Source organism: Rossellomorea sp. NS-SX7 (assembly GCF_052828565.1).
Genome location: NZ_CM128249.1, coordinates 1,642,006 through 1,660,695, shown reverse-complemented (window position 1 = coordinate 1,660,695; position 18,690 = coordinate 1,642,006). Strand labels below are relative to the sequence as shown.

At 40.5% G+C, this 18,690-nt stretch carries 21 protein-coding genes; 7 read left to right on the top strand and 14 right to left on the bottom strand.

Features of this window, described 5'->3' with window-relative positions; genetic code table 11:
- Nucleotides 1–79 precede the first annotated feature (79 nt).
- On the top strand, nucleotides 80–637 hold the full coding sequence (locus ACUXV2_RS08075; RefSeq protein ID WP_446246497.1) for a GNAT family N-acetyltransferase: 558 nt from the start codon (nucleotides 80–82) through the stop codon (nucleotides 635–637).
- A 117-nt stretch (nucleotides 638–754) separates the two neighbouring features.
- Here ACUXV2_RS08075 and ACUXV2_RS08070 read toward each other — a convergent pair whose 3' ends face one another.
- From ACUXV2_RS08070 to ACUXV2_RS08045, 6 genes are all read right to left on the bottom strand, one after another.
- Nucleotides 755–1,315, bottom strand: coding sequence for a GNAT family N-acetyltransferase (locus ACUXV2_RS08070; RefSeq protein ID WP_446246496.1), 561 nt, complete (start codon nucleotides 1,313–1,315; stop codon nucleotides 755–757).
- A 262-nt stretch (nucleotides 1,316–1,577) separates the two neighbouring features.
- The gene (locus tag ACUXV2_RS08065; RefSeq protein ID WP_446246495.1) at nucleotides 1,578–1,736 is read right to left on the bottom strand and encodes a hypothetical protein; all 159 of its coding nucleotides are present in this window, start codon (nucleotides 1,734–1,736) and stop codon (nucleotides 1,578–1,580) included.
- 27 nt (nucleotides 1,737–1,763) lie between these two features.
- Nucleotides 1,764–2,018 (bottom strand): hypothetical protein, encoded by a 255-nt coding sequence (locus ACUXV2_RS08060; protein ID WP_446246494.1) that lies wholly within the window; start codon nucleotides 2,016–2,018, stop codon nucleotides 1,764–1,766.
- A 37-nt stretch (nucleotides 2,019–2,055) separates the two neighbouring features.
- Entirely contained in the window at nucleotides 2,056–2,400 is a 345-nt protein-coding gene (locus ACUXV2_RS08055) for a hypothetical protein (protein ID WP_446246493.1), read from the bottom strand.
- A gap of 14 nt (nucleotides 2,401–2,414) precedes the next feature.
- Nucleotides 2,415–2,933 carry a GrpB family protein gene (locus ACUXV2_RS08050; RefSeq protein WP_446246492.1) on the bottom strand — a complete coding sequence of 173 codons (519 nt, stop codon included), beginning with the start codon at nucleotides 2,931–2,933 and terminating at the stop codon, nucleotides 2,415–2,417.
- Nucleotides 2,933–3,622 (bottom strand): Type 1 glutamine amidotransferase-like domain-containing protein, encoded by a 690-nt coding sequence (locus ACUXV2_RS08045; RefSeq protein ID WP_446246491.1) that lies wholly within the window; start codon nucleotides 3,620–3,622, stop codon nucleotides 2,933–2,935. Before ACUXV2_RS08045 ends, ACUXV2_RS08050 begins: the two co-directional genes overlap by 1 nt.
- Before the next feature lie 424 nt (nucleotides 3,623–4,046).
- On the opposite strand from ACUXV2_RS08045, the gene ACUXV2_RS08040 reads away from it, so the two are divergent.
- Nucleotides 4,047–5,261 (top strand): S8 family peptidase, encoded by a 1,215-nt coding sequence (locus ACUXV2_RS08040; RefSeq protein ID WP_446246490.1) that lies wholly within the window; start codon nucleotides 4,047–4,049, stop codon nucleotides 5,259–5,261.
- A 45-nt stretch (nucleotides 5,262–5,306) separates the two neighbouring features.
- On the opposite strand, the gene ACUXV2_RS08035 is transcribed toward ACUXV2_RS08040, so the two are convergent.
- On the bottom strand, nucleotides 5,307–5,636 hold the full coding sequence (locus tag ACUXV2_RS08035) for an HIT domain-containing protein (protein WP_446246489.1): 330 nt from the start codon (nucleotides 5,634–5,636) through the stop codon (nucleotides 5,307–5,309).
- 244 nt (nucleotides 5,637–5,880) lie between these two features.
- Here ACUXV2_RS08035 and ACUXV2_RS08030 point away from each other — a divergent pair, with 244 nt between their 5' ends.
- Entirely contained in the window at nucleotides 5,881–7,509 is a 1,629-nt protein-coding gene (locus tag ACUXV2_RS08030) for a M4 family metallopeptidase (RefSeq protein WP_446246488.1), read from the top strand.
- 49 nt (nucleotides 7,510–7,558) lie between these two features.
- On the opposite strand, the gene ACUXV2_RS08025 is transcribed toward ACUXV2_RS08030, so the two are convergent.
- Nucleotides 7,559–9,040, bottom strand: coding sequence for a SulP family inorganic anion transporter (locus ACUXV2_RS08025; RefSeq protein WP_446246487.1), 1,482 nt, complete (start codon nucleotides 9,038–9,040; stop codon nucleotides 7,559–7,561).
- Between the two features lie 265 nt (nucleotides 9,041–9,305).
- On the opposite strand from ACUXV2_RS08025, the gene ACUXV2_RS08020 reads away from it, so the two are divergent.
- The gene (locus tag ACUXV2_RS08020) at nucleotides 9,306–9,722 is read left to right on the top strand and encodes a universal stress protein (protein ID WP_446246486.1); all 417 of its coding nucleotides are present in this window, start codon (nucleotides 9,306–9,308) and stop codon (nucleotides 9,720–9,722) included.
- Nucleotides 9,723–9,753: 31 nt separating this feature from the next.
- On the opposite strand, the gene ACUXV2_RS08015 is transcribed toward ACUXV2_RS08020, so the two are convergent.
- On the bottom strand, nucleotides 9,754–10,524 hold the full coding sequence (locus ACUXV2_RS08015) for an alpha/beta hydrolase (RefSeq protein ID WP_446246485.1): 771 nt from the start codon (nucleotides 10,522–10,524) through the stop codon (nucleotides 9,754–9,756).
- Between the two features lie 194 nt (nucleotides 10,525–10,718).
- Between ACUXV2_RS08015 and ACUXV2_RS08010 the strand changes: the two genes are divergently transcribed.
- The gene (locus ACUXV2_RS08010) at nucleotides 10,719–11,387 is read left to right on the top strand and encodes an SGNH/GDSL hydrolase family protein (RefSeq protein ID WP_446246484.1); all 669 of its coding nucleotides are present in this window, start codon (nucleotides 10,719–10,721) and stop codon (nucleotides 11,385–11,387) included.
- A 52-nt stretch (nucleotides 11,388–11,439) separates the two neighbouring features.
- Here the strand turns inward: ACUXV2_RS08010 and ACUXV2_RS08005 are convergent, their stop codons facing one another.
- Both ACUXV2_RS08005 and ACUXV2_RS08000 read right to left on the bottom strand, forming a co-directional pair.
- Nucleotides 11,440–12,489, bottom strand: a complete 1,050-nt coding sequence (locus tag ACUXV2_RS08005) for a M14 family metallopeptidase (RefSeq protein WP_446246483.1) — start codon at nucleotides 12,487–12,489, stop codon at nucleotides 11,440–11,442.
- Nucleotides 12,490–12,754: 265 nt separating this feature from the next.
- Nucleotides 12,755–14,233: an esterase/lipase family protein gene (locus ACUXV2_RS08000; RefSeq protein WP_446246482.1), complete on the bottom strand. Its 1,479-nt coding sequence runs from the start codon at nucleotides 14,231–14,233 to the stop codon at nucleotides 12,755–12,757.
- 339 nt (nucleotides 14,234–14,572) lie between these two features.
- On the opposite strand from ACUXV2_RS08000, the gene ACUXV2_RS07995 reads away from it, so the two are divergent.
- On the top strand, nucleotides 14,573–15,040 hold the full coding sequence (locus tag ACUXV2_RS07995) for a hypothetical protein (RefSeq protein ID WP_446246481.1): 468 nt from the start codon (nucleotides 14,573–14,575) through the stop codon (nucleotides 15,038–15,040).
- A 300-nt stretch (nucleotides 15,041–15,340) separates the two neighbouring features.
- On the opposite strand, the gene ACUXV2_RS07990 is transcribed toward ACUXV2_RS07995, so the two are convergent.
- On the bottom strand, nucleotides 15,341–16,102 hold the full coding sequence (locus ACUXV2_RS07990; protein WP_446247023.1) for a nucleotidyltransferase domain-containing protein: 762 nt from the start codon (nucleotides 16,100–16,102) through the stop codon (nucleotides 15,341–15,343).
- A 329-nt stretch (nucleotides 16,103–16,431) separates the two neighbouring features.
- Nucleotides 16,432–17,118 carry a CDP-diacylglycerol--serine O-phosphatidyltransferase gene (gene pssA / locus ACUXV2_RS07985; protein WP_446247022.1) on the bottom strand — a complete coding sequence of 229 codons (687 nt, stop codon included), beginning with the start codon at nucleotides 17,116–17,118 and terminating at the stop codon, nucleotides 16,432–16,434.
- 401 nt (nucleotides 17,119–17,519) lie between these two features.
- On the opposite strand from pssA, the gene ACUXV2_RS07980 reads away from it, so the two are divergent.
- Entirely contained in the window at nucleotides 17,520–17,744 is a 225-nt protein-coding gene (locus tag ACUXV2_RS07980) for a hypothetical protein (protein WP_446246480.1), read from the top strand.
- Between the two features lie 45 nt (nucleotides 17,745–17,789).
- On the opposite strand, the gene pyrH is transcribed toward ACUXV2_RS07980, so the two are convergent.
- Entirely contained in the window at nucleotides 17,790–18,527 is a 738-nt protein-coding gene (gene pyrH, locus ACUXV2_RS07975) for a UMP kinase (protein WP_446246479.1), read from the bottom strand.
- Between the last annotated feature and the right edge of the window lie 163 nt (nucleotides 18,528–18,690).

Genomic DNA, 18,690 nt, shown 5'->3' with positions numbered 1-18,690 from the left:
GTAATCTCCTAAAAACATGTTAACTTTTTACCCTTTAATTATGGTATAATTTTCTAAATTTCACAAAGGGGCGAGGTCAATGTTTTCATTCACAGTCAATAAGGACATCTCGATAGAATTATTTCAACAGCACCATAAAGAGGAGTTGTTTGAGTTAATCGATACAAATAGGGAGCACTTGCGGAGGTGGCTTCAATGGGTGGATAAACGTCAATCTCCCGCAGATTTTGAACCCATCATCCCAATATGGATCCGTAATTATGCTGATAATAATGGATTTGATGCAGGAATACGTTATAAAGGTGAATTAGTTGGCATGATTGGACTGCATTACATCGATTGGAAGACGAAATCAACCAGTATCGGTTACTTTTTATCTCAGCATGCACAAGGAAAAGGAATCATAACTACGGTCATTTCAGCTCTATTAAACTACCTCTTTACTGAAATGAAACTAAATCGGGTGGAAATTCAATGCTCTGTCAAGAATGGGAGGAGCATTGCAATCCCAGAACGCCTGGGCTTTATAAAAGAAGGGGTTACTCGTGATGGACAGTGGTTATATGATCATTATGAGGACATTGTTACATACAGCATGCTTGCATCTGAATGGAATAATGCACATAACAATCGATGATGTAACAAACACCTTAAACCCGCTGCAGTAGATGCAGCGGGTTCATTCATTTCCTTGTGATAGCACTGCACATCATATAGCTAACCAATTGCTAGCAATCGCTATCAACCCTGCATTTTATCTGACCATTCCATAGATACAAGTATCCGTTACTCGTTTCCCATCAACTGACAGATCTTCATTCTTCAAAATACCTTCCAGTTCATATCCAAGCTTTTCCGGAATCATTCTGCTTCTTACATTTTCACTTTCACAACGGATCTCGACTCTCTTTCCATTTAAATCTGTCAGTGCAAGTTCTGTGAGTCTGTTTACAGCTTCTCTCATATATCCTTTACCGCTCTTTCTGGAATCAATCCAATAGCCGATTTCGAACTTTGGTACATCCCAATCGATATTATGAAAGCCTGTTGATCCGATGAATTCGTTGGTTTCTTTGCAAAATACGAGATACCTGAGAGCTTTGCGGGCTATGAAATTCGCATGTGCTTCACGTGTATTGGATTCGGTTTCTTCCACTGAAGGCAACGTTTGAGCAAAGCCCAGCCATGGCTTCAAATCACTATGTGACGCTTTTATCGCTTCATTGATTACGTTGCCGTCGCCCGGCATCGGCATCCTTAATAGCAGCCTCTCTGTTTCTATACTGCTTGGCACATCAATCAATATGTAATTCATCATAACTCCCCCATCTTCATTCCGTCTTTTTTCTAATAGAATACATTATTGCTAGTATAATATAATGGATGTCTTCTTGAATTCTTCCCATACTAATACGAATTTCGGCTATGAACAAACGCGGCCTCTCTGAATGCAAGGATGCAGCCATTCATTCGTTCATTATCGAACTTTCACGAAAATAAATCATAATGGTCCGTGGCTCAGTGCTTTAAAACAGTGAGCCGCGGACCTTTGTGTTGGAAACTGAATCATATTGACCTCATGACAATATCACGTTTTTCAAATATAAAAAGAGATAAATCATGACACCGATCATTCCAATTGTCAATCCAACAACGATTACACCATATAGAAATCCTTTTATTGCTGCAAGTACATCAAAAAATAATTCCTTGCAGAAATCCTGAATGGCATTCAATTCATTTGCCCCTTTTCTACTCTTTGTTTACTTCTCCAACATTCCCTTTTTATATATTAAATATGCACTATATCCGCCTGCTCCAATCAAAAAGACTGCTGACGAATTGATGAATGTCACATCCATTACATAGTCATCCGGAGAATAACTTCCTGACATAGCTGCCTGGAACACTGCCTTGCCCACCATAGGCATGACTGCATTAAGAATTCCAGTAAGGAACAAAACCGCAACGCCAAAAAAAGCGCACAGACAGCTAAAGAAAAATAATATGTTATTCATTATGTATCCATCAACCAACCTTCCATAAGAAAAACGTCTACCTGCAATAATTGATGTCTTCTTTGCTATTAACGCTTCCGGTGTTTTTATTAATGATGATTTCATATCCTTCACACGATGAAGAATCTCTTTCATCGATAAGCTCAACGATTACTTCATCACTCATTTGATACACATCTTTCGCTGCGTATGGTGTTTCATCAAGCTTCTTTGATGGTTTCCACCAGCCGGCAAGGTATCGTTTGGAAATGTCGATTGCCAATGTTCTGTTGACAGGTAAATCGCTTTCTTCAATATGTAATGTGCGGGAATCATTTCTCACAAACATACCCAGCATGATCAGAATACCGACCGCGGGAATGACCAGTAGTTTTAAATTCATTTCTATCACCTATCTTAACGTTGATGCCTATTTGCTATTTCTAGTGCCTTCAGGATAAATGGTTCTTTCATTTTTGTATAGAGTGACCGATCATGTTTATGTTGCAGTGCGAGCCTCTTTTTTAATGAAGCATACTCTTCCTTGTAATGATTGGATGCTCTGAGAAGGTCTCTGAAACCTATTTTTGCTTTCCATTCATCACCGCCAGCCACACACACATGAATATGATGGGATCCTTTGCCCCATAAACCCTTTCTGAAAAATCTTCTGTCTTCCCATTGTGGTTTGGGAACACATTCATAATCAATCAACTTGAGAGGCTTTATTAATTCTTCTGCATCTTCCATTTGCCGGACCCCTGCCAGAATATCAATAATTGGCTTGGAAGCTAATCCGGTCACGGACGTACTGCCAATGTGCTCTACAGCTATGACCCATTCACCTGCAGCTTCAAGGATTTTTTTTTGCTCCATTTCAAATTGTGCTGGCCACCGGGGATTATAATCTACAAATTCAACTTCAGGTTTATTCATCAATGTCTTTTCGTTCCCTTAATCAAAGCACCGCTTTCAACCTCATAACTTTCCCTTTCGTCAAAAACGACTGCGTTTTTATTTCCAATCACTTTCACATCACACCCCTGTATACATAACCCGGTCTCCTCTGTCAGTGCGATGACAGGACGTTGAAACGCATGAATAAATGACGTTATGAATGATTGCTGCTCTTTTTCATAGTGACATAGCACGGCATAGCGTCCTATGAAGCCCAGACCTTCATAATCTTCTAAATGATCCTTATTTGCATCATTGATCGCACAGGTCATGATATGACTGCCTAAAACAATTCCCCCGGCACTTCCTCCATAAACAGTCCCGCCATTCTCCAGATAATCAGTTATCACCCTTGAAAAATGTGTATCATTCAGTGTTTTTAACAGATGAAATGTATTCCCTCCGCCAATATAGACAGCCGAAAAGCCCATAAGATCTGCCAGACTCTTATTTTCTAAATCTGTCCACATTTCAATATGATCCACTCCAAGAGGACTGAAGACCCCCAATATCCACTCGTAGCACTCTTCGTATGAAACTGAAGGCGAATCCATTGCCACCGGGATATATAAAAGAGGAATGGCGGGATTCAGTAAGGAAACAAAATGACGATCAATCGCCTCTGTCTGTTGTTCATTTCCTCCTCCTGAAATGACAATTGTGCGCATTGCCTCTCCCCCTCTTCATAGTTGTCATTTTACCACTTAATTGTCATCATTCTCCATATAAACTTATGAATCTTTCTTTCATAGAAAAAAATTTAATCGATCAGGTTGAGAAAAGGCGTGACTGATTTCCTATACGAAACGGTGCAATAATTGCCGTTTTAAGGAAACTTTTCATGAATTGAGTGAATTTTTTAATTTTTGGTATTTAAATTTCCTTTTATAACCAAAACGCTTAACGTTGCAGGTATTTTGTATTTTTTTATAGTTTGCTAGAATCCTATTTAGCGAGATGCACTACATACCAGGACACTTCTTCAACAGCATCTCCAAACTTATATGGAAAGGAGAAAACGTAAGGCAAGCACATTCATTTGTCGTTGTGAAATCGGAACACTCTAAAAAAAGAAAATGGAGGAATACATTTATGAAGTTTAAGAAAATAGCCGCTTTATCATTAGCTGCATCACTCGCGATCTTCCCAAGCTTTGGCGGGAGTGCTTTTGCGAAGGATTCCACCTCTTTGGACACCGCAACAAAAAATACATCCGTAAATAAAAGCCTTGAACAAAATGAATATGTTAACGGTGAAGTGATTGTAAAGTTTAAGGATTCTGCTTCGACTTCAGCAAAAGGAAATGTGCTTAAAAGTCTGAAGGTCTCTGAGGTCGAGGATACAGATGCAGTTGAATCTCCTTTCAAAGTTCTCAAGGTTGGTAATGTTGAAGCAGTTGTTAAAGCTTTGAACAACAACCCGAATGTTGAATACGCAGAGCCTAATTACAAGCTCGCCGGAACATGGACACCAAATGATACGTACTATCAAGGCTACCAATACGGTCCTCAAAATACCTACACTAATTACGCATGGGATTATACCCGCGGCAGCAGCGGACAGGAAATCGCCGTTCTTGATACAGGCGTAGATTATAACCACCCTGACCTGGACGGTAAAACGATCCGCGGCTATGACTTCGTAGATAATGATTATTACCCAATGGATCTTAATGGACATGGTACTCACGTTGCCGGTACAGCTGCAGCTGAAACGAATAACAGCACAGGTATCGCAGGCATGGCCCCTAATACTAAAATCCTTGCCGTTCGTGTGCTGGATGCAAACGGAAGCGGTTCATTAGCAGATATCGCTGATGGTATCCGTTATGCCGCAGACCAAGGTGCAGAAGTCATCAACCTTTCTTTAGGTTGTGATTGCTCTACCACGACATTGGAAAATGCAGTTAACTATGCATGGAACAAAGGCAGTGTGGTTATTGCTGCTGCAGGAAACGACGGAGTATCCACTACATTTGAACCTGCTTCTTATTCTAATGTCATCGCAGTTGGTGCTGTAGACAGTTATGACCGTAAAGCTTCTTTCTCTAATTACGGAACATGGGTCGATGTAACAGCACCGGGTGTAGACATTGCTGCGACAGTCCCTAATAACGGGTACGCATACATGTCAGGTACATCAATGGCCTCCCCTCATGTGGCTGGTCTTGCCGGACTTCTTGCATCACAGGGACGTAACAATGTTCAAATCCGCCAGGCGATCGAACAAACTGCGGATCCGATTAGCGGCACTGGTTCCTACTTCGAGCATGGCCGCATCAACTCTTATGATGCTGTAAGATACTAATCTATCCAAAAAAACCTCTGTTCCTAACCGGAACAGAGGTTTTTTTTATTTAATGACTTCTCCAGAAACAATATGAAAATGAAGATGTTTGGAATCCTGGTATTTTCCGAGATTCGTTATCACTCTGCATGCCTCATATTCCTTTTCTACATCATCTGCCACCTTTCTGACAGTATCCATCAATTCCACGAATACATGATGATCTTCTTCCCTTATTTCAGTTAAGGAAGGAATGTGCTTCTTAGGGATCGCTACAATATGCAGCTTGTAATAAGGCTTCGTATGATAATATGCCAGTGTATTTTCCGTTTCATACACTTTTTTCACTGTAGTCTTTCCACTCAAGACTTCTTCACAATAAAAATCATCCGTCAATTCACACACCTCTTTTTATTGTTATTGATCTTCTACCACAATAACATAATTATCCAATTTTGACATAAAAACAATTCTTCATCCATTTAACCGTCTATCACATGAAAATTTTCCTGAATCATCATAAAAACACTCTACTTTTTCTACTAAAATAGTCCCTGTTTTTCTCAATACCAAAAGATATGATAGAATGTTAACATTTTATTGACAGAATTTTTAGAAATAGAAAACAGGAGGAGATCATGTGAAAAAGAGAAAATTAGCAGGTGTTGGTTTGTCGGTGGGTTTGATAACGGGAATGCTTGCAACAGGAAGTGCTGCTGCACAGCCTCAAGCAAATGTCCAATGGAATGAAAAAGCAGGTACGCCAGAATTTGTTTCAGGAGTCCTGTCCGCCCCTTCCAATGAAAAAGCAGAATCCATCGTTCTTTCTTATTTAGAAAAGAACAAACATACATTCAAGTTAACGGATAAAGGTGCAAAAGAACAGTTCGAGGTTTTATCTGTGGAAAAAGATGAGCTCGGCTACACCGTCGTCCGCTTTCAGCAAATGTTCAAAGGTGTGCCGGTCTGGGGCTCCACTCAATCGGCTGTTGTGAATGAAGATGGGGTCATCAAAGCCTTCTCAGGCGCAGTGGCTGCCGATCTGGATAAGAAAAGCTTGAAGGCAAGTAAAAAGGTGAATGCAAATAAAGCACTAATAATCGCTAAAAAGGATCTAGGAATCGATCCAAAACTCGAAAAGGAAGCAAATCCAGAGCTTGTTATTTATACAGATGGTGATTCTGCCAGATACGCATACTTCATCAACTTGAATTTCCTATACCCCGAGCCGGGGAACTGGAACTATTTCATCGATACAAAAACCGGGGAAATCCTCAATAAATACAATGATATGCACGAAGTCAGCGGGACGAATCAAGTCGGTACAGGCACAGGTGTACTTGGCGGAACGAAACAGCTGAATACTACACTTTCAGGAAGCACTTATTATCTGCAGGACAATACCCGTGGAGGAGGAGTTTATACATACGACATGGATAACATGACCTTCTTCCCTCAGTTCTTCCTGCCGGGATCGCTGTGGGCAGACAGTGATAATGTGTTCAACGATTCTTATGATGCAGCAGCGGTTGATGCTCACTACTTCGCGGGACAAACATATGATTTCTACAAAGAAAACTATAATCGGAATTCCTATGACAACAATGGAGCGGAACTTGTTTCTTCCGTCCATTACAGCAGCGGTTATAACAATGCATTCTGGAACGGTTCACAGATGGTTTATGGTGATGGGGACGGAACCACATTCGCACCGCTTTCAGGCGGAATCGATGTTGTCGCGCATGAGCTCACACATGCCGTTACCAACTTCACCTCCGACCTCGTTTATCAGAACGAATCTGGTGCATTGAACGAAGCGATTTCCGATATCTTTGGAACACTTGTAGAATTTGAAAAAGGTTCAAATCCTGATTTTGAAATCGGTGAAGACATTTACACTCCTGGTACAAGCGGGGATGCCCTCAGATCCATGAGCGACCCGAGCAAATACGGTGACCCTGACCATTACTCCGTCCGTTACACTGGAACTCAGGATAACGGCGGCGTTCACATCAACTCTGGAATCATCAACAAGCAAGCTTATCTATTAAGTGAAGGCGGTACGTTCTACGGTGTCACCGTACCGGGCATCGGACGTGAGAAGCTTGGTGACATCTATTATCGCATGAATACTGTATACCTCACTTCTTCCTCTACTTTCAGTCAGGCAAGAGCGGCAGCAGTACAGGCGGCAGCGGACCTCTATGGAAGCGGTTCGGCAGAGGTGAATGCAGTGAACCTTTCCTTTGATGCAGTCGGAATCAATTAATCATATTAAAAAAACCAGCAGAGATTCTTCTCTGCTGGTTTTATACATATTAATGGTTTACAACCTTGTCAAGTCCACCCGGCTTATTGTGAACGGCCAGTTTATCCATCAATTTATTACTTTCTTCATTAAGGCCTGATAAGTTGACCTTTACACCGTTCTGGTGATATTTCAACACGATTTTATCAATCGCCCCTATGGCTGAATCATCCCATAAATGTGCATTTGTAAGATCCAACGTCACTTCCTTCACATCTTCCGTGAAATCAAAGCTCTCAACGAAATCTGTAACGGATGCAAAGAAAAGTTGTCCTGACACCCGGTATACTTTCTTATGGGTTTGCTCGGATGCCATTGTCGTAATCTTCACTTTTGAAATCTTGGAAGCAAAGAAAATGGCACTTAGAATGATTCCTACCAGTACTCCTTTTGATAAATCATGAGTGAATAACACTGTAATGACAGTAGCAAGCATGACAATGGTATCTGTGATTGGCGTTTTGTGAAGATTCATGACAGATCCCCAATCAAATGTTCCAATCGATACCATGATCATGACCCCTACCAGGGCTGCCATCGGAATCTGCACGAGGAAATCATTCAGCAGGAGAATCAGGATCATCAAGAATGTACCTGCCACAAAAGCAGATAGTCTGCCCCGGCCGCCGGATTTAACATTGATGACTGATTGTCCGATCATGGCACATCCTGCCATACCGCCGAAGAAACCAGATACGATGTTGGCCATTCCCTGCCCCTTCGCTTCTTTATTCTTATCACTTGTCGTGTCCGTCATATCATCTACAATGGAAGCAGTCAGTAAAGACTCAACCAACCCTACAATTGCAATCGATAATGAATAAGGGAAGATGATTTGAAGCGTCTCGAAGGTAAATGGAATATCCGGAATCAAGAATACAGGCAGTGTTTGTGTCAATTCACCCATATCCCCCACTGTCCTTACTCCCGTGCCTGCCATAACAGAAAAAATCGTCACCGCAATGATTGCAACCAGCGGGGAAGGAACTGCTTTCGTAAAACGTGGGAGAATGTAAATAATGGCCAGTGCCGCAGCCACCATCACGTACATCATCCATTCTTCTCCGACAAAATGAGGCAATTGTGCTGTGAAAATCAAGATTGCCAACGCGTTAACGAATCCAATCATGACAGAACGTGGAACAAATTTCATTAAGCGGCCTAATTTAAGGACACCCATGAGTATTTGAATCACACCTGTCAGGATAGTGGCGGCAAGCAGATATTTTAACCCGTGCTCAGCCACTAAAGTTGTCATTAATAGAGCTGTTGCTCCAGTCGCAGCTGAAATCATTCCAGGACGCCCGCCGACAAACGCAATGACAACTGCAATACAGAATGAGGCGTACAATCCGACCATCGGATCCACGCCGGCTATGATCGAAAATGCAATCGCTTCTGGAATCAAAGCCATGGCAACGACCATCCCTGCAAGGATGTCCCCGCGGATGTTTCCAAACCACTCATATTTTATTTTTGAAGATAAATTCATAATGCACCTCTTTTATTTTTTTGTCTTGACTTTCAACTCTCATGAAAGTCGGGGCCGTTTTACACAAGGCACATTATATAATGGATATATCCATTTGTGAACCGCCAATGTAAGCGAAACCACAAATGATTATCTCGTAATTTTTACGTTTTTCTTTCGTTTTCTTCATATTTTAAAAATGTAAAAAAAGATACATTTTTTTATGTGAAAAAAGGTGTAAAATAGAATATATTCAGAAAGTTCGGTTCATCAAGGGGGGGGTTCTATGTTCAAAAAAATATTGCTTGCCACCGACGGTTCTGAGCATTCAATCAGGGCCGCTGATAAAGCCATTGCACTTGCTTCATTACAAAAGGGTGCAGAAATTGATATTGTTTATGTGATTGATGCCAAGCAATCAAAAGATGATGTTCTTAAGCACTGGGGGAGAGATGCCTCAGACAAAAGAAAATATAAACTTCAATTGATTGAACAAAAAGCGAAACATGCTGAAGTAAAATACGAAACGATCATTTTACACGGAGAACCCGGTCCTTCAATAGTTGAATTTGCAAACAAGGATACATATGATGCGCTCGTTATCGGAAGCCGCGGCCTCAATACTTTTCAGGAAATGGTTTTGGGAAGCGTCAGCCATAAAGTAGCTAAACGGGCAAAATGTCCCGTCATGATCGTGAAATAGAAAAAAGCTTGGGGCTGCCCTCAAGCTTTTTTCATCCTTTTAATAAGTAATCAACTATCATCGGAACCCGTTCTCTCCATGCCACCTCGTTATGGACAGCACCTTCCACAACCTCAAATCGGCAATCCTGCACTTTTTCATGAAGCAAAGCATAAATATCCCTGCTTGAATGTATGTAAGTCAGATCATCAATGCTTTCCGTATTTTCTTTCGTTCCAATATCCAAGTAAAACCGCTCAATACTTGATAAATCACTCTCTTTTATCAGGTCTTCGATCTCTTTCTGATTGAACCAATATGCGGATGAGATAGAAGCTACCCTTTTAAAAACATCGGGATACATGCATGCTGCATACGTAGAAATAAGCCCACCCATCGAACTCCCCGCCATACTTGTTTCATCTGGTATTGTCCGGTACTTCTTATCAATCATCGGCTTTAACTCGTGAACAATATATTCGATATAATCCTTTCCTTCTCCACCGATTGACTGGCGGTCAGAAGAAAATACATCAGTCATAGCCGTGCTTTCCCATGGTCCATACTCATCCAGTCTTTTTAATCCTTCATTACAGTCGATCCCCACTACAATCAAGTCGAAATCACTTTTATCAAGATAATCCCCGATTCTCCAAGCCATCCCGTACCCTGCATCTTCATCCTTATAAAGGTTCTGTCCGTCATGCATATAGAGGACGGGATAATGTTTTCTCTCATCTTCATGATATGTATCTGGTAAGTAAACACGAACACGCCTCCTTCTCTTGAGAGGTGTAATCGTCACTTCAAAATTCTCGTACATGTTCCGACCTCCTATTCTGAATTTATTAATAGTTTACCATGATTTCTTAACCATTAGCTCATATGATTGAGATCCTTCAATTTACCGTCCTTCACTTATTTAAAGTCCAGCATCACTCATTTTGCCAAATGGAGTCAAGATTTTCATCAGACAACAAGGAAAATATTGTATAATACAAGAAAGGGGGCTTTTTTATGAGAATAGGTTTGTTTGGAGATAGTTTGACGGAAGGCAGACCTGGTGTGTCCTTTGTTAAGCTGTTGAAAGAAAGATATCCCCAGCATGAATTTGTTAATCAAGGTAAACCAGGTGAAACGATCAAAAGCTTGGATGTACGATTTTCAAAGGAACCGCTAACCTCAAGCTATGACCTCTCTTTTTTATGGATCGGTGTTAATGATGTCTATTCCAAACTATTAATAGTTAAAGCCCAACCACCAGTCAGCGATCACGAAGAATTCAGGGAGTACTATGAAAAACACTTATCCCTTTTATCCTTTCATTCCAAACGGGTAATCGCCGTTACCCCTGCATTGATCGGGGAACAAGCCGATAATGAAACCAACAAGGAATTACAGGAACTATCATTTCTCATTCAGTTTATTACAAGCAAACACAAGAACGTTGACTGTCTCAATATGTATGAAGCATTCAAGGAACACCTTTCTGTCGGTGCTAGCAGCGACTTTATCAATACCAATGTACTCAGTATTATGAAAGACGCCCTATTCTATAAGAATCACAGTAAAATTGATCAACTCTCAGCCAAAAGGGGATTGAGATATACTCTTGACGGAATCCATCTAAACAGTAAGGGCGCACTCATTGCCGCAAATGAATATGCCAGATTCATCGATCAATAAAAAAGTGCGATCCCAATAGTAAGGGATCGCACTTTCACTTTCTCAATAACGTCTATTCATGTTCACCATGATTATGGGAACTCTCAGGTAGAGTATCCCAGAATGAAGTATCCGCATCGTTAATCGAGCCGTCAGCAATGGCTTTCGCCGTTGCTTCCATTCCGATGACCGCTTGCTTGATCAAGTATCCGTTACTCTTTTGACCAAGGACATAATCCTCCCTGTAATGATCCGCCATACCTCTCATTTCAAAAAGCAGCGTAGCAATTCCATACTCGGCTGCCAGCCCATTTCTCGAAATGGTTTGAGCAGTTCCACCGATATATTTTGAGAGTGTCCCGAATCCTCTATCTTCTACTGTATTATATAATACTGCTCCAAGCTGCTTGGACTTTTCAACGATTTGAGGGTCTACCTCTTCGTTCGTTGGATATAAAATCGAACCGGAAACCAGTTCATCTGTGTCTCCAAGTGTGGTCTCCGCACCCTGGTGATGAAGGTCGATCATGTAATCAGGATTGTATTTCTGTAGAACATTTTTGTGGAGTGCCTGTGTTTCCGGCTGTTTACGATCCACATGGTCCCGGTTTAAATCCACTTCATTTGCATTGTATCGGGTATGCGTGCCTGCTGCATAATCCTCTAGTGAAAAGTTCACGTCACCCTCTGCCCCATCGACATTTAAACGAGGAGCCACCAAGATGTTCACATTGTCCAGCATGTCTTTTACTTCTTTTGAATTAGAAGTAAGATGTTGAATGAATTTTAGAGCCCCTTCTGTCGTGAGTGCTTCATTCCCATGCTGCTGGGTTAAATATAGGATTGTCGGATTGTTCTCGTCTGTGCCGAATTTTGCAAGGTATAAGTCACGTTCTTTCACGGATTGTCCGTATACTTCAAGTGACAGCGCTTCTGACTTTGCGTCAAGGCGTTCAAGCAGCTTCACCATTTCTTCATAACTGTGTAAGCGTTCATTCTTAATCGTTTCATTCCCATTGTATTCTGGTCCATCTGCTGAAACTGGCGAGGTTGGTACAGTCAACGCGATTCCTGATGCCATCAAAACCCCTGATACTGTTCCTTTAATCCATTTGTTCTTCATATGTATTCCTCCTTTATGTTTCGGTACTCTAAACATATTTGATTCGTTCGACAAGAAACCCTTTTCTTTACGAAAAAACGAAACAAAAGGACCAAGTTCCGGAAGAGCGGATGGTGAATACTTACTAATGATGATGTGAGTAAGTGAAGAAAAATGATTCCTTGTGCCAAGGACTAAATATACAGGCCAATTTTGTGCAAGGGTTGAACGTCTCCATAAAAAAAGAAGCCCAATCAAACGGGCTTCAATGATGTGATAGTAAGACTCATTGAAAATACATTTTACCTCCTGAATCCACGTATATGGATTTCACCATCGTCCTCTTAAAGTTCTCTTTACCCTTTTTCCCCTCAATATCTATGGTTACATTGTAGACCCCTTCTCCAAGTTCAGGGAGTTTGAATGTGGAATCTTTGATTTTTATCTTAGCTTTTTTCAGTTTCCCATCCTTGTAATAGTCAACGGTACTATCCGTTTTGATTTTAACTCCGCTTCTCTTCTCCTTAACTTCTATACTCTCTGAATTTATTTGTACAATTACTGAATCATTCATTTCACTATCGTAGGTGACATTCATCAAGTAGTCCTCTTCTACAAGTGTGTTCGCATGTATCTTCCATTCGCCTGATTTGGGACTTTTAATGGCCAGACTGTGATGATAGGCACCATAGAATAATCCGTTTTCTTCTAGTGTTGTATGAACAATCTTGGTATGCTTCCCGTCAGGATCTTCCAGTGTCAGGGAAGTGTTTTTAAGACTGCTGATCCAGTCAATCGTCACTTCTTCGGTTCCTTCCTCAACAAAAATGGTTTCTTGTTTGTATCCTTTATACGCTCCCCCGCGAATATATGACGAAGCTGTTTCCGTTTGAGAATCAGTGCTCCCAGCACCAAAACCAGAACTTGCAGGAGTGCTTTCATTTAAGTAGTTTTTAAACAGATTAAATGTGGAAGAGCCTTCTTTGATCGTAGAATGATTCCAGGAACTTGTGCCGAGATGAGCTGCATAGGGCAGGCGTGAACTGTTTACTGTAACCGCACCATCATTACTCCCATATGAGCTCAGATACAATCCGCCCCAATAAAGTGAACTTCCAAAGCTCCCCCACTTTGTACCGGCAAACGTATAGAAAGGGACTTTTCCGACATTGCTGTGCGTATCCGTTTGTTCGCGGAAATAACTCATATATCCTGTCTGCAGTGAATAAGTAGCGTCACTTTTGCTTCCGAGTATCCCAGCAAGCCAGCCGGCCCAGCTGCTATAGGCAAGGTCCGCAAGCTCTGAACCGCTGTGAGGCGATGAAAGTGTTATGACGCGTGCTACGTAAGGGTAAGCCCCGTAATGGACCAGTGCAGATTGGGTGTCAATGCCGCCTTTACTGTGAGCTACAATGACGACCTTTTCACCAAAATAATTGTATATATCACGGATCTTCCCAGCTAATAAAGCTCCATTATCCCACATCGTCTTCGTCGGGTAGAGATCAATGAAGGATGTCTCATAGCCATTTTGATATGCTGTATCATACATATTGTTATCATTCCACCACGTATTCGAAGACGAATTCAATCCATGTACAAATAAGACCGGGTGTTTAGAAGGTGCCACATACGAAGGGGTAGTACCAACATACCATTGTCCCGGGACACCGGACGGATCGTCTTTCCCGAAATCACCGGCCATACTCAATGACGGGAACAGCAAGAAAAAAGCAGCAGCCAGCATCCAAACTTTCTTTAACATAGCATCTCTCCTTATCGATAAGAATGAAACCTGTAAAGTATATCTACAAAAAGATATGCATATTACGTGAAGTTATAAAATGATAAAAAAGAACTATGCCCATTGAAGAAGCCATGGGACCATCCAAACCATTCCTGATAATATAGGTGCCGTTTGCATGAATAGGATCTTGCCGATAACGAACCTTGTCATTGGAAGAATTGATCGCACGAAAAAAAACCGAAAACACTGTCGTTCCCGGTTTGTCATCTTCTTTAAGTAAAAAGATATTAATTTAAATGCATACTCTGCAATTCAAGCGCAAAAATAAATAGTATCAAATGTAATGGGAGTTTTTATATGACAATGAGAATCCTTCTATTTATCGGATTTCTTTTACCCTGGTTCACCTTGTTTTTTGCCAAACCTGATACAATCAGGAGATTCATGCCGGTGACGATATTCACCTGTTTATTGATGACGATTATCTTTCAAATCGCTTATACCTATGACTGGTGGGAGATACATGAGTATATCGTTCCTTGGGGATATATGATTGATGTCAGCTTTGCTTATGGGGTGTTTGCAGTTGGTACGTTCTGGATATTCCGTTTCACCTCTCATCGGTTTCCACTTTATATCCTGATCAATTTCATCATGGATGCCTTTATGTGCTTTGCAGCCCTGCCACTATTAAACGTATTGGGAATTGCAAATTATAAGAACATCGCACCGTGGCAGTATCTTCTCGTGATTTTTGGCCTTTCATTTATCATATACTTCTATCATAAATGGCAGGAAAAAGTGTTTGTACCATCTGTGGATTAAAAAAAGGCATTGGAAAGTCCAACGGGTTCGGTTTTGGAGTACAAAATAGTAATTAGAACACATTTTAGAGACACAATTCTCATATGAATTGGTGTCTCTCTTTTTATTGTTAAATTAGCCTTTAATTTATATTAGCACAATAATTAGCAACGGTTTTAGCAAGGTAATTAATAGCACCACAAAAATTTATGTTGTATTGTTAAAAATAGTGCTAAAACTAATGCTAATTTTCAAACTGGAGGTATATAAGGATAAAATTCATTAAACCAAAGAACGATAACGCTGAAAATGTGGATTGGTTCAGGAAGTTCTGGAAGCAGCCAATGCAGTTAAAGACTTCTCAATATAACTATATACTTCTTCTGCAATCCCCAGAAACTCTTCAACATCTACATTACTATCCAAGTAACACGTATACAGATAGTCAACTAAAGCTGAATCAATATTGCAATGATCTGATATGGCACTCTTCATCTTAGTAATGTCATCTTGCCAAACCCCTGTATCTTCTAAAACCAAAGAGTATAATGCACGAATTAATTTCTTTGAGTAACCTTTAGTATATCTAGATTTCAGTGTGTCATCATTGGCATTAGATAGAAAACCGCGAACGCGATCCACTGCCTCTTGAGTGTCTGAATTCAAGTCTAATATGAACTCAGGTGAAATAAGAATAGGCGGTACTTCTTCACCAATATCAGTACCATGTATACAAACACAGATTATCTTGATCCAAAATCCCCATTCATTGGGCTTGCTTCTTACATCATCCAGTGAACAAATAACCGTATCAACCTTAGTTACTATTCGATATTTTTGTAAAATCTGGTCCTTCAGACATGATACTCTATCATAATCTATATCTTCTGGTCTTTCGCATACTATTGTAAAATCTGCATCAGACTTAAATGGTTTAGCAGTACCTTTAGGAATTGAGCCACACATATAAATACTGTGAATCTTCCCACTGAACTCTGAAAGCAAACTAGCTGTATACTCCTCTACAAAAGTCTTGTACTCACTCTGAATATTGATCTTCTTTATAACCTTCTCCAAAACCAAATCTGGTCTCCTTTTATCTTCTAAAATCATTTTATCTCCCCCTGTTTAAAAGTATATCATTTTATAAATTTTTCTCTTATTGCTTTTTTCACTATCCTGCTTCGTTAGTTTAAGAACATCATTTCACAATCTCTTTATTTATTGTAAGAAAAAATTCCATATAATTAGGGGATATTTGTTAGTTAATATTTTTTAGCAATAGAAAAAACACAGTAAAATACTGTGCTTTTTCTGGTTTTAATTCACTTGTGTTTTGTGTTGTTAAATAGGATGATATTTAAACTTTTTTACTCCTAAACCGAACCCGTTATGGAAAGTCCAATGCCTTTTTATTCATGCTTCCCTCTTTTAATAAATCGATAGGCAACGTAAGCGAAGTAGAGCGGGGCAGCGATATAAATCAAATAAGGGAACTGTTCATATGTTCCTTTATAGATGACATACAACAGTGCACCGATGAATATGGTCACGATTGTCCCGTATTTTGGAAGCGGTATTTCTTTGAAACTTGGAATACGGATCCTGCTAACCATTAAAAAGCACATCGCGGTAAAAATGACAGAGGTTACGATATTCGGGATACGATCTCCGAATAAAGTCAAAATGGCAAGAATCCCTCCCGCTGCAGTTATCGGGACACCGATAAAATACTGAAGTGAAGATTTAGGCGGACTTGTATTGAAGCGTGCCAGTCGGTAAGCTCCGAATAATGGCAGCAGTCCTGCAACAAAAAATCCCAGCAAACCAAATTGATGAAAGGAAGTATAGTAAACCAAGAACGATGGAGCCACCCCGAATGTAACGATATCAGCAAGCGAGTCGAGTTCTTTTCCCAAGGTACTGTCAGCATCCAGCATCCTCGCAAGCCGGCCATCCATACTGTCAAGCATCATCCCAATGATAATCAATACAGCTGCATTCTTAAACTGACCATTGGCTGCAAACCCTATCGATAAAAAACCGCAATATAAGTTGCCCAATGTCAGCGTATTAGGTATTTTCTTTGTAAATCTCATTCGCATATGTAATCTCCAGTCTAAATCTAATCATACTTATAGGATACCATGTTTTCATGGATGGGACAGGTATAAGTGTAAAATTAATCAATTATATTCATTAGCAGGCGGGAATGTTTTGTGAAATTGGATCGGTGCAAAGGAAGCAATCCTCTTTTTGATGAATTCAAGTCAATTCATGTATTTTCGGATCACATTCAGCCGAACTCCTCCCCCAACCTCCTATAAACATCATCCATTCAAAGTCCAACATTATATAATCATGAAAAAGCAATCAAGTAGTGATTTCCTACTTTTACATATTATGTTAAGCATCTATATACGAGCCCTTCTGTTTTTGTTATAATTTTACTATCAAGAATGAACTATAAAGGGTTTTCAATGAAACAAGGAGGTAAAAAATGACTGGGACCATTGCAGTTATCATGATTTTTTCCATTCCTATCATTGCTATTTTTACAGACCATATTCAAAAACAATCAAAAATGAAGCAGAAAATGATTGAAGATCAATTGAAACTCGAACAATTAAAACATGAAAATTTTGTGATTGAAACAGAGAAAATGAAGCTTGAGCTTAAGCAAATGACACTTGATGAACCGAATGAGAACAGGAAAGTATTTTAATGCAGCCCCGCCGTTATAGGCGGGGTTTCATTTTTTTCAACACATTCACAAGCTCAGCCTGGATTTCTCATGATTGATCAGTGTTCCAGCCTTTTCCCCTTCAATGATTCTTTTCATCATACCAACTTCTTCAAAGTTAAAGATATGCACTGGCAGTTTATAATCCCTTGCAAGAAGGAGCGCGGACTGATCCATTACTTTGATATTGTTTTTTACCACGTCATTGTAGTTGAGATTATGATACATTTTCGCATCCCGATCTACCTTTGGGTCACTTGTAAACACTCCAGCCACACCTTGCTTTGCGACAAATATCGCATCGCTGTCCGTTTCTATTGCACGTTGTACGCTCGGATAGTCGGTGGTGACGAATGGCTGCCCATTCCCGCCGCCGAAAATGACAATATATCCCTTATCAAGATGGTGTACCGCCCGGAGCCGGATATATGGTTCTGCTACAGCAGAGACCGGCATGGAGGTCATTACCCTTATTTCCCTATCTGTTTTACTCTTGAGGACGCCCCTCAGCATTAGACTGTTGATGATCGTGCCAAGCGTTCCTATACTATCTGCCTCTACCCTCTCAATCCCCCATTTGTCAGCCAAGTTCCCGCGAAAAATGTTCCCGCCTCCAACCACAATCGATACCTGCACACCCAAATCAACAATCGACAGGATTTCATTTGCAATATGCTCAAGTTGATCGGTTCCGAAATTATTCCCTTCACCGTCAGCCAATGCACCGCCGCTCAGTTTCACCAATACCCGTTCGAATTTCCCCATCATCATACCCCCATTCAGATTATCGCGTGAACCACAAATTACAGGCACCGCTTTCTTTCACCACCAGTCATTACCGGACAAAAAAAGGACCAAAAGTAATAAATACTTTTAGTCCTTAAAAGGAAAAGAAAGAAAGGTATTCCGTTCGATCTGCCTAAGATGA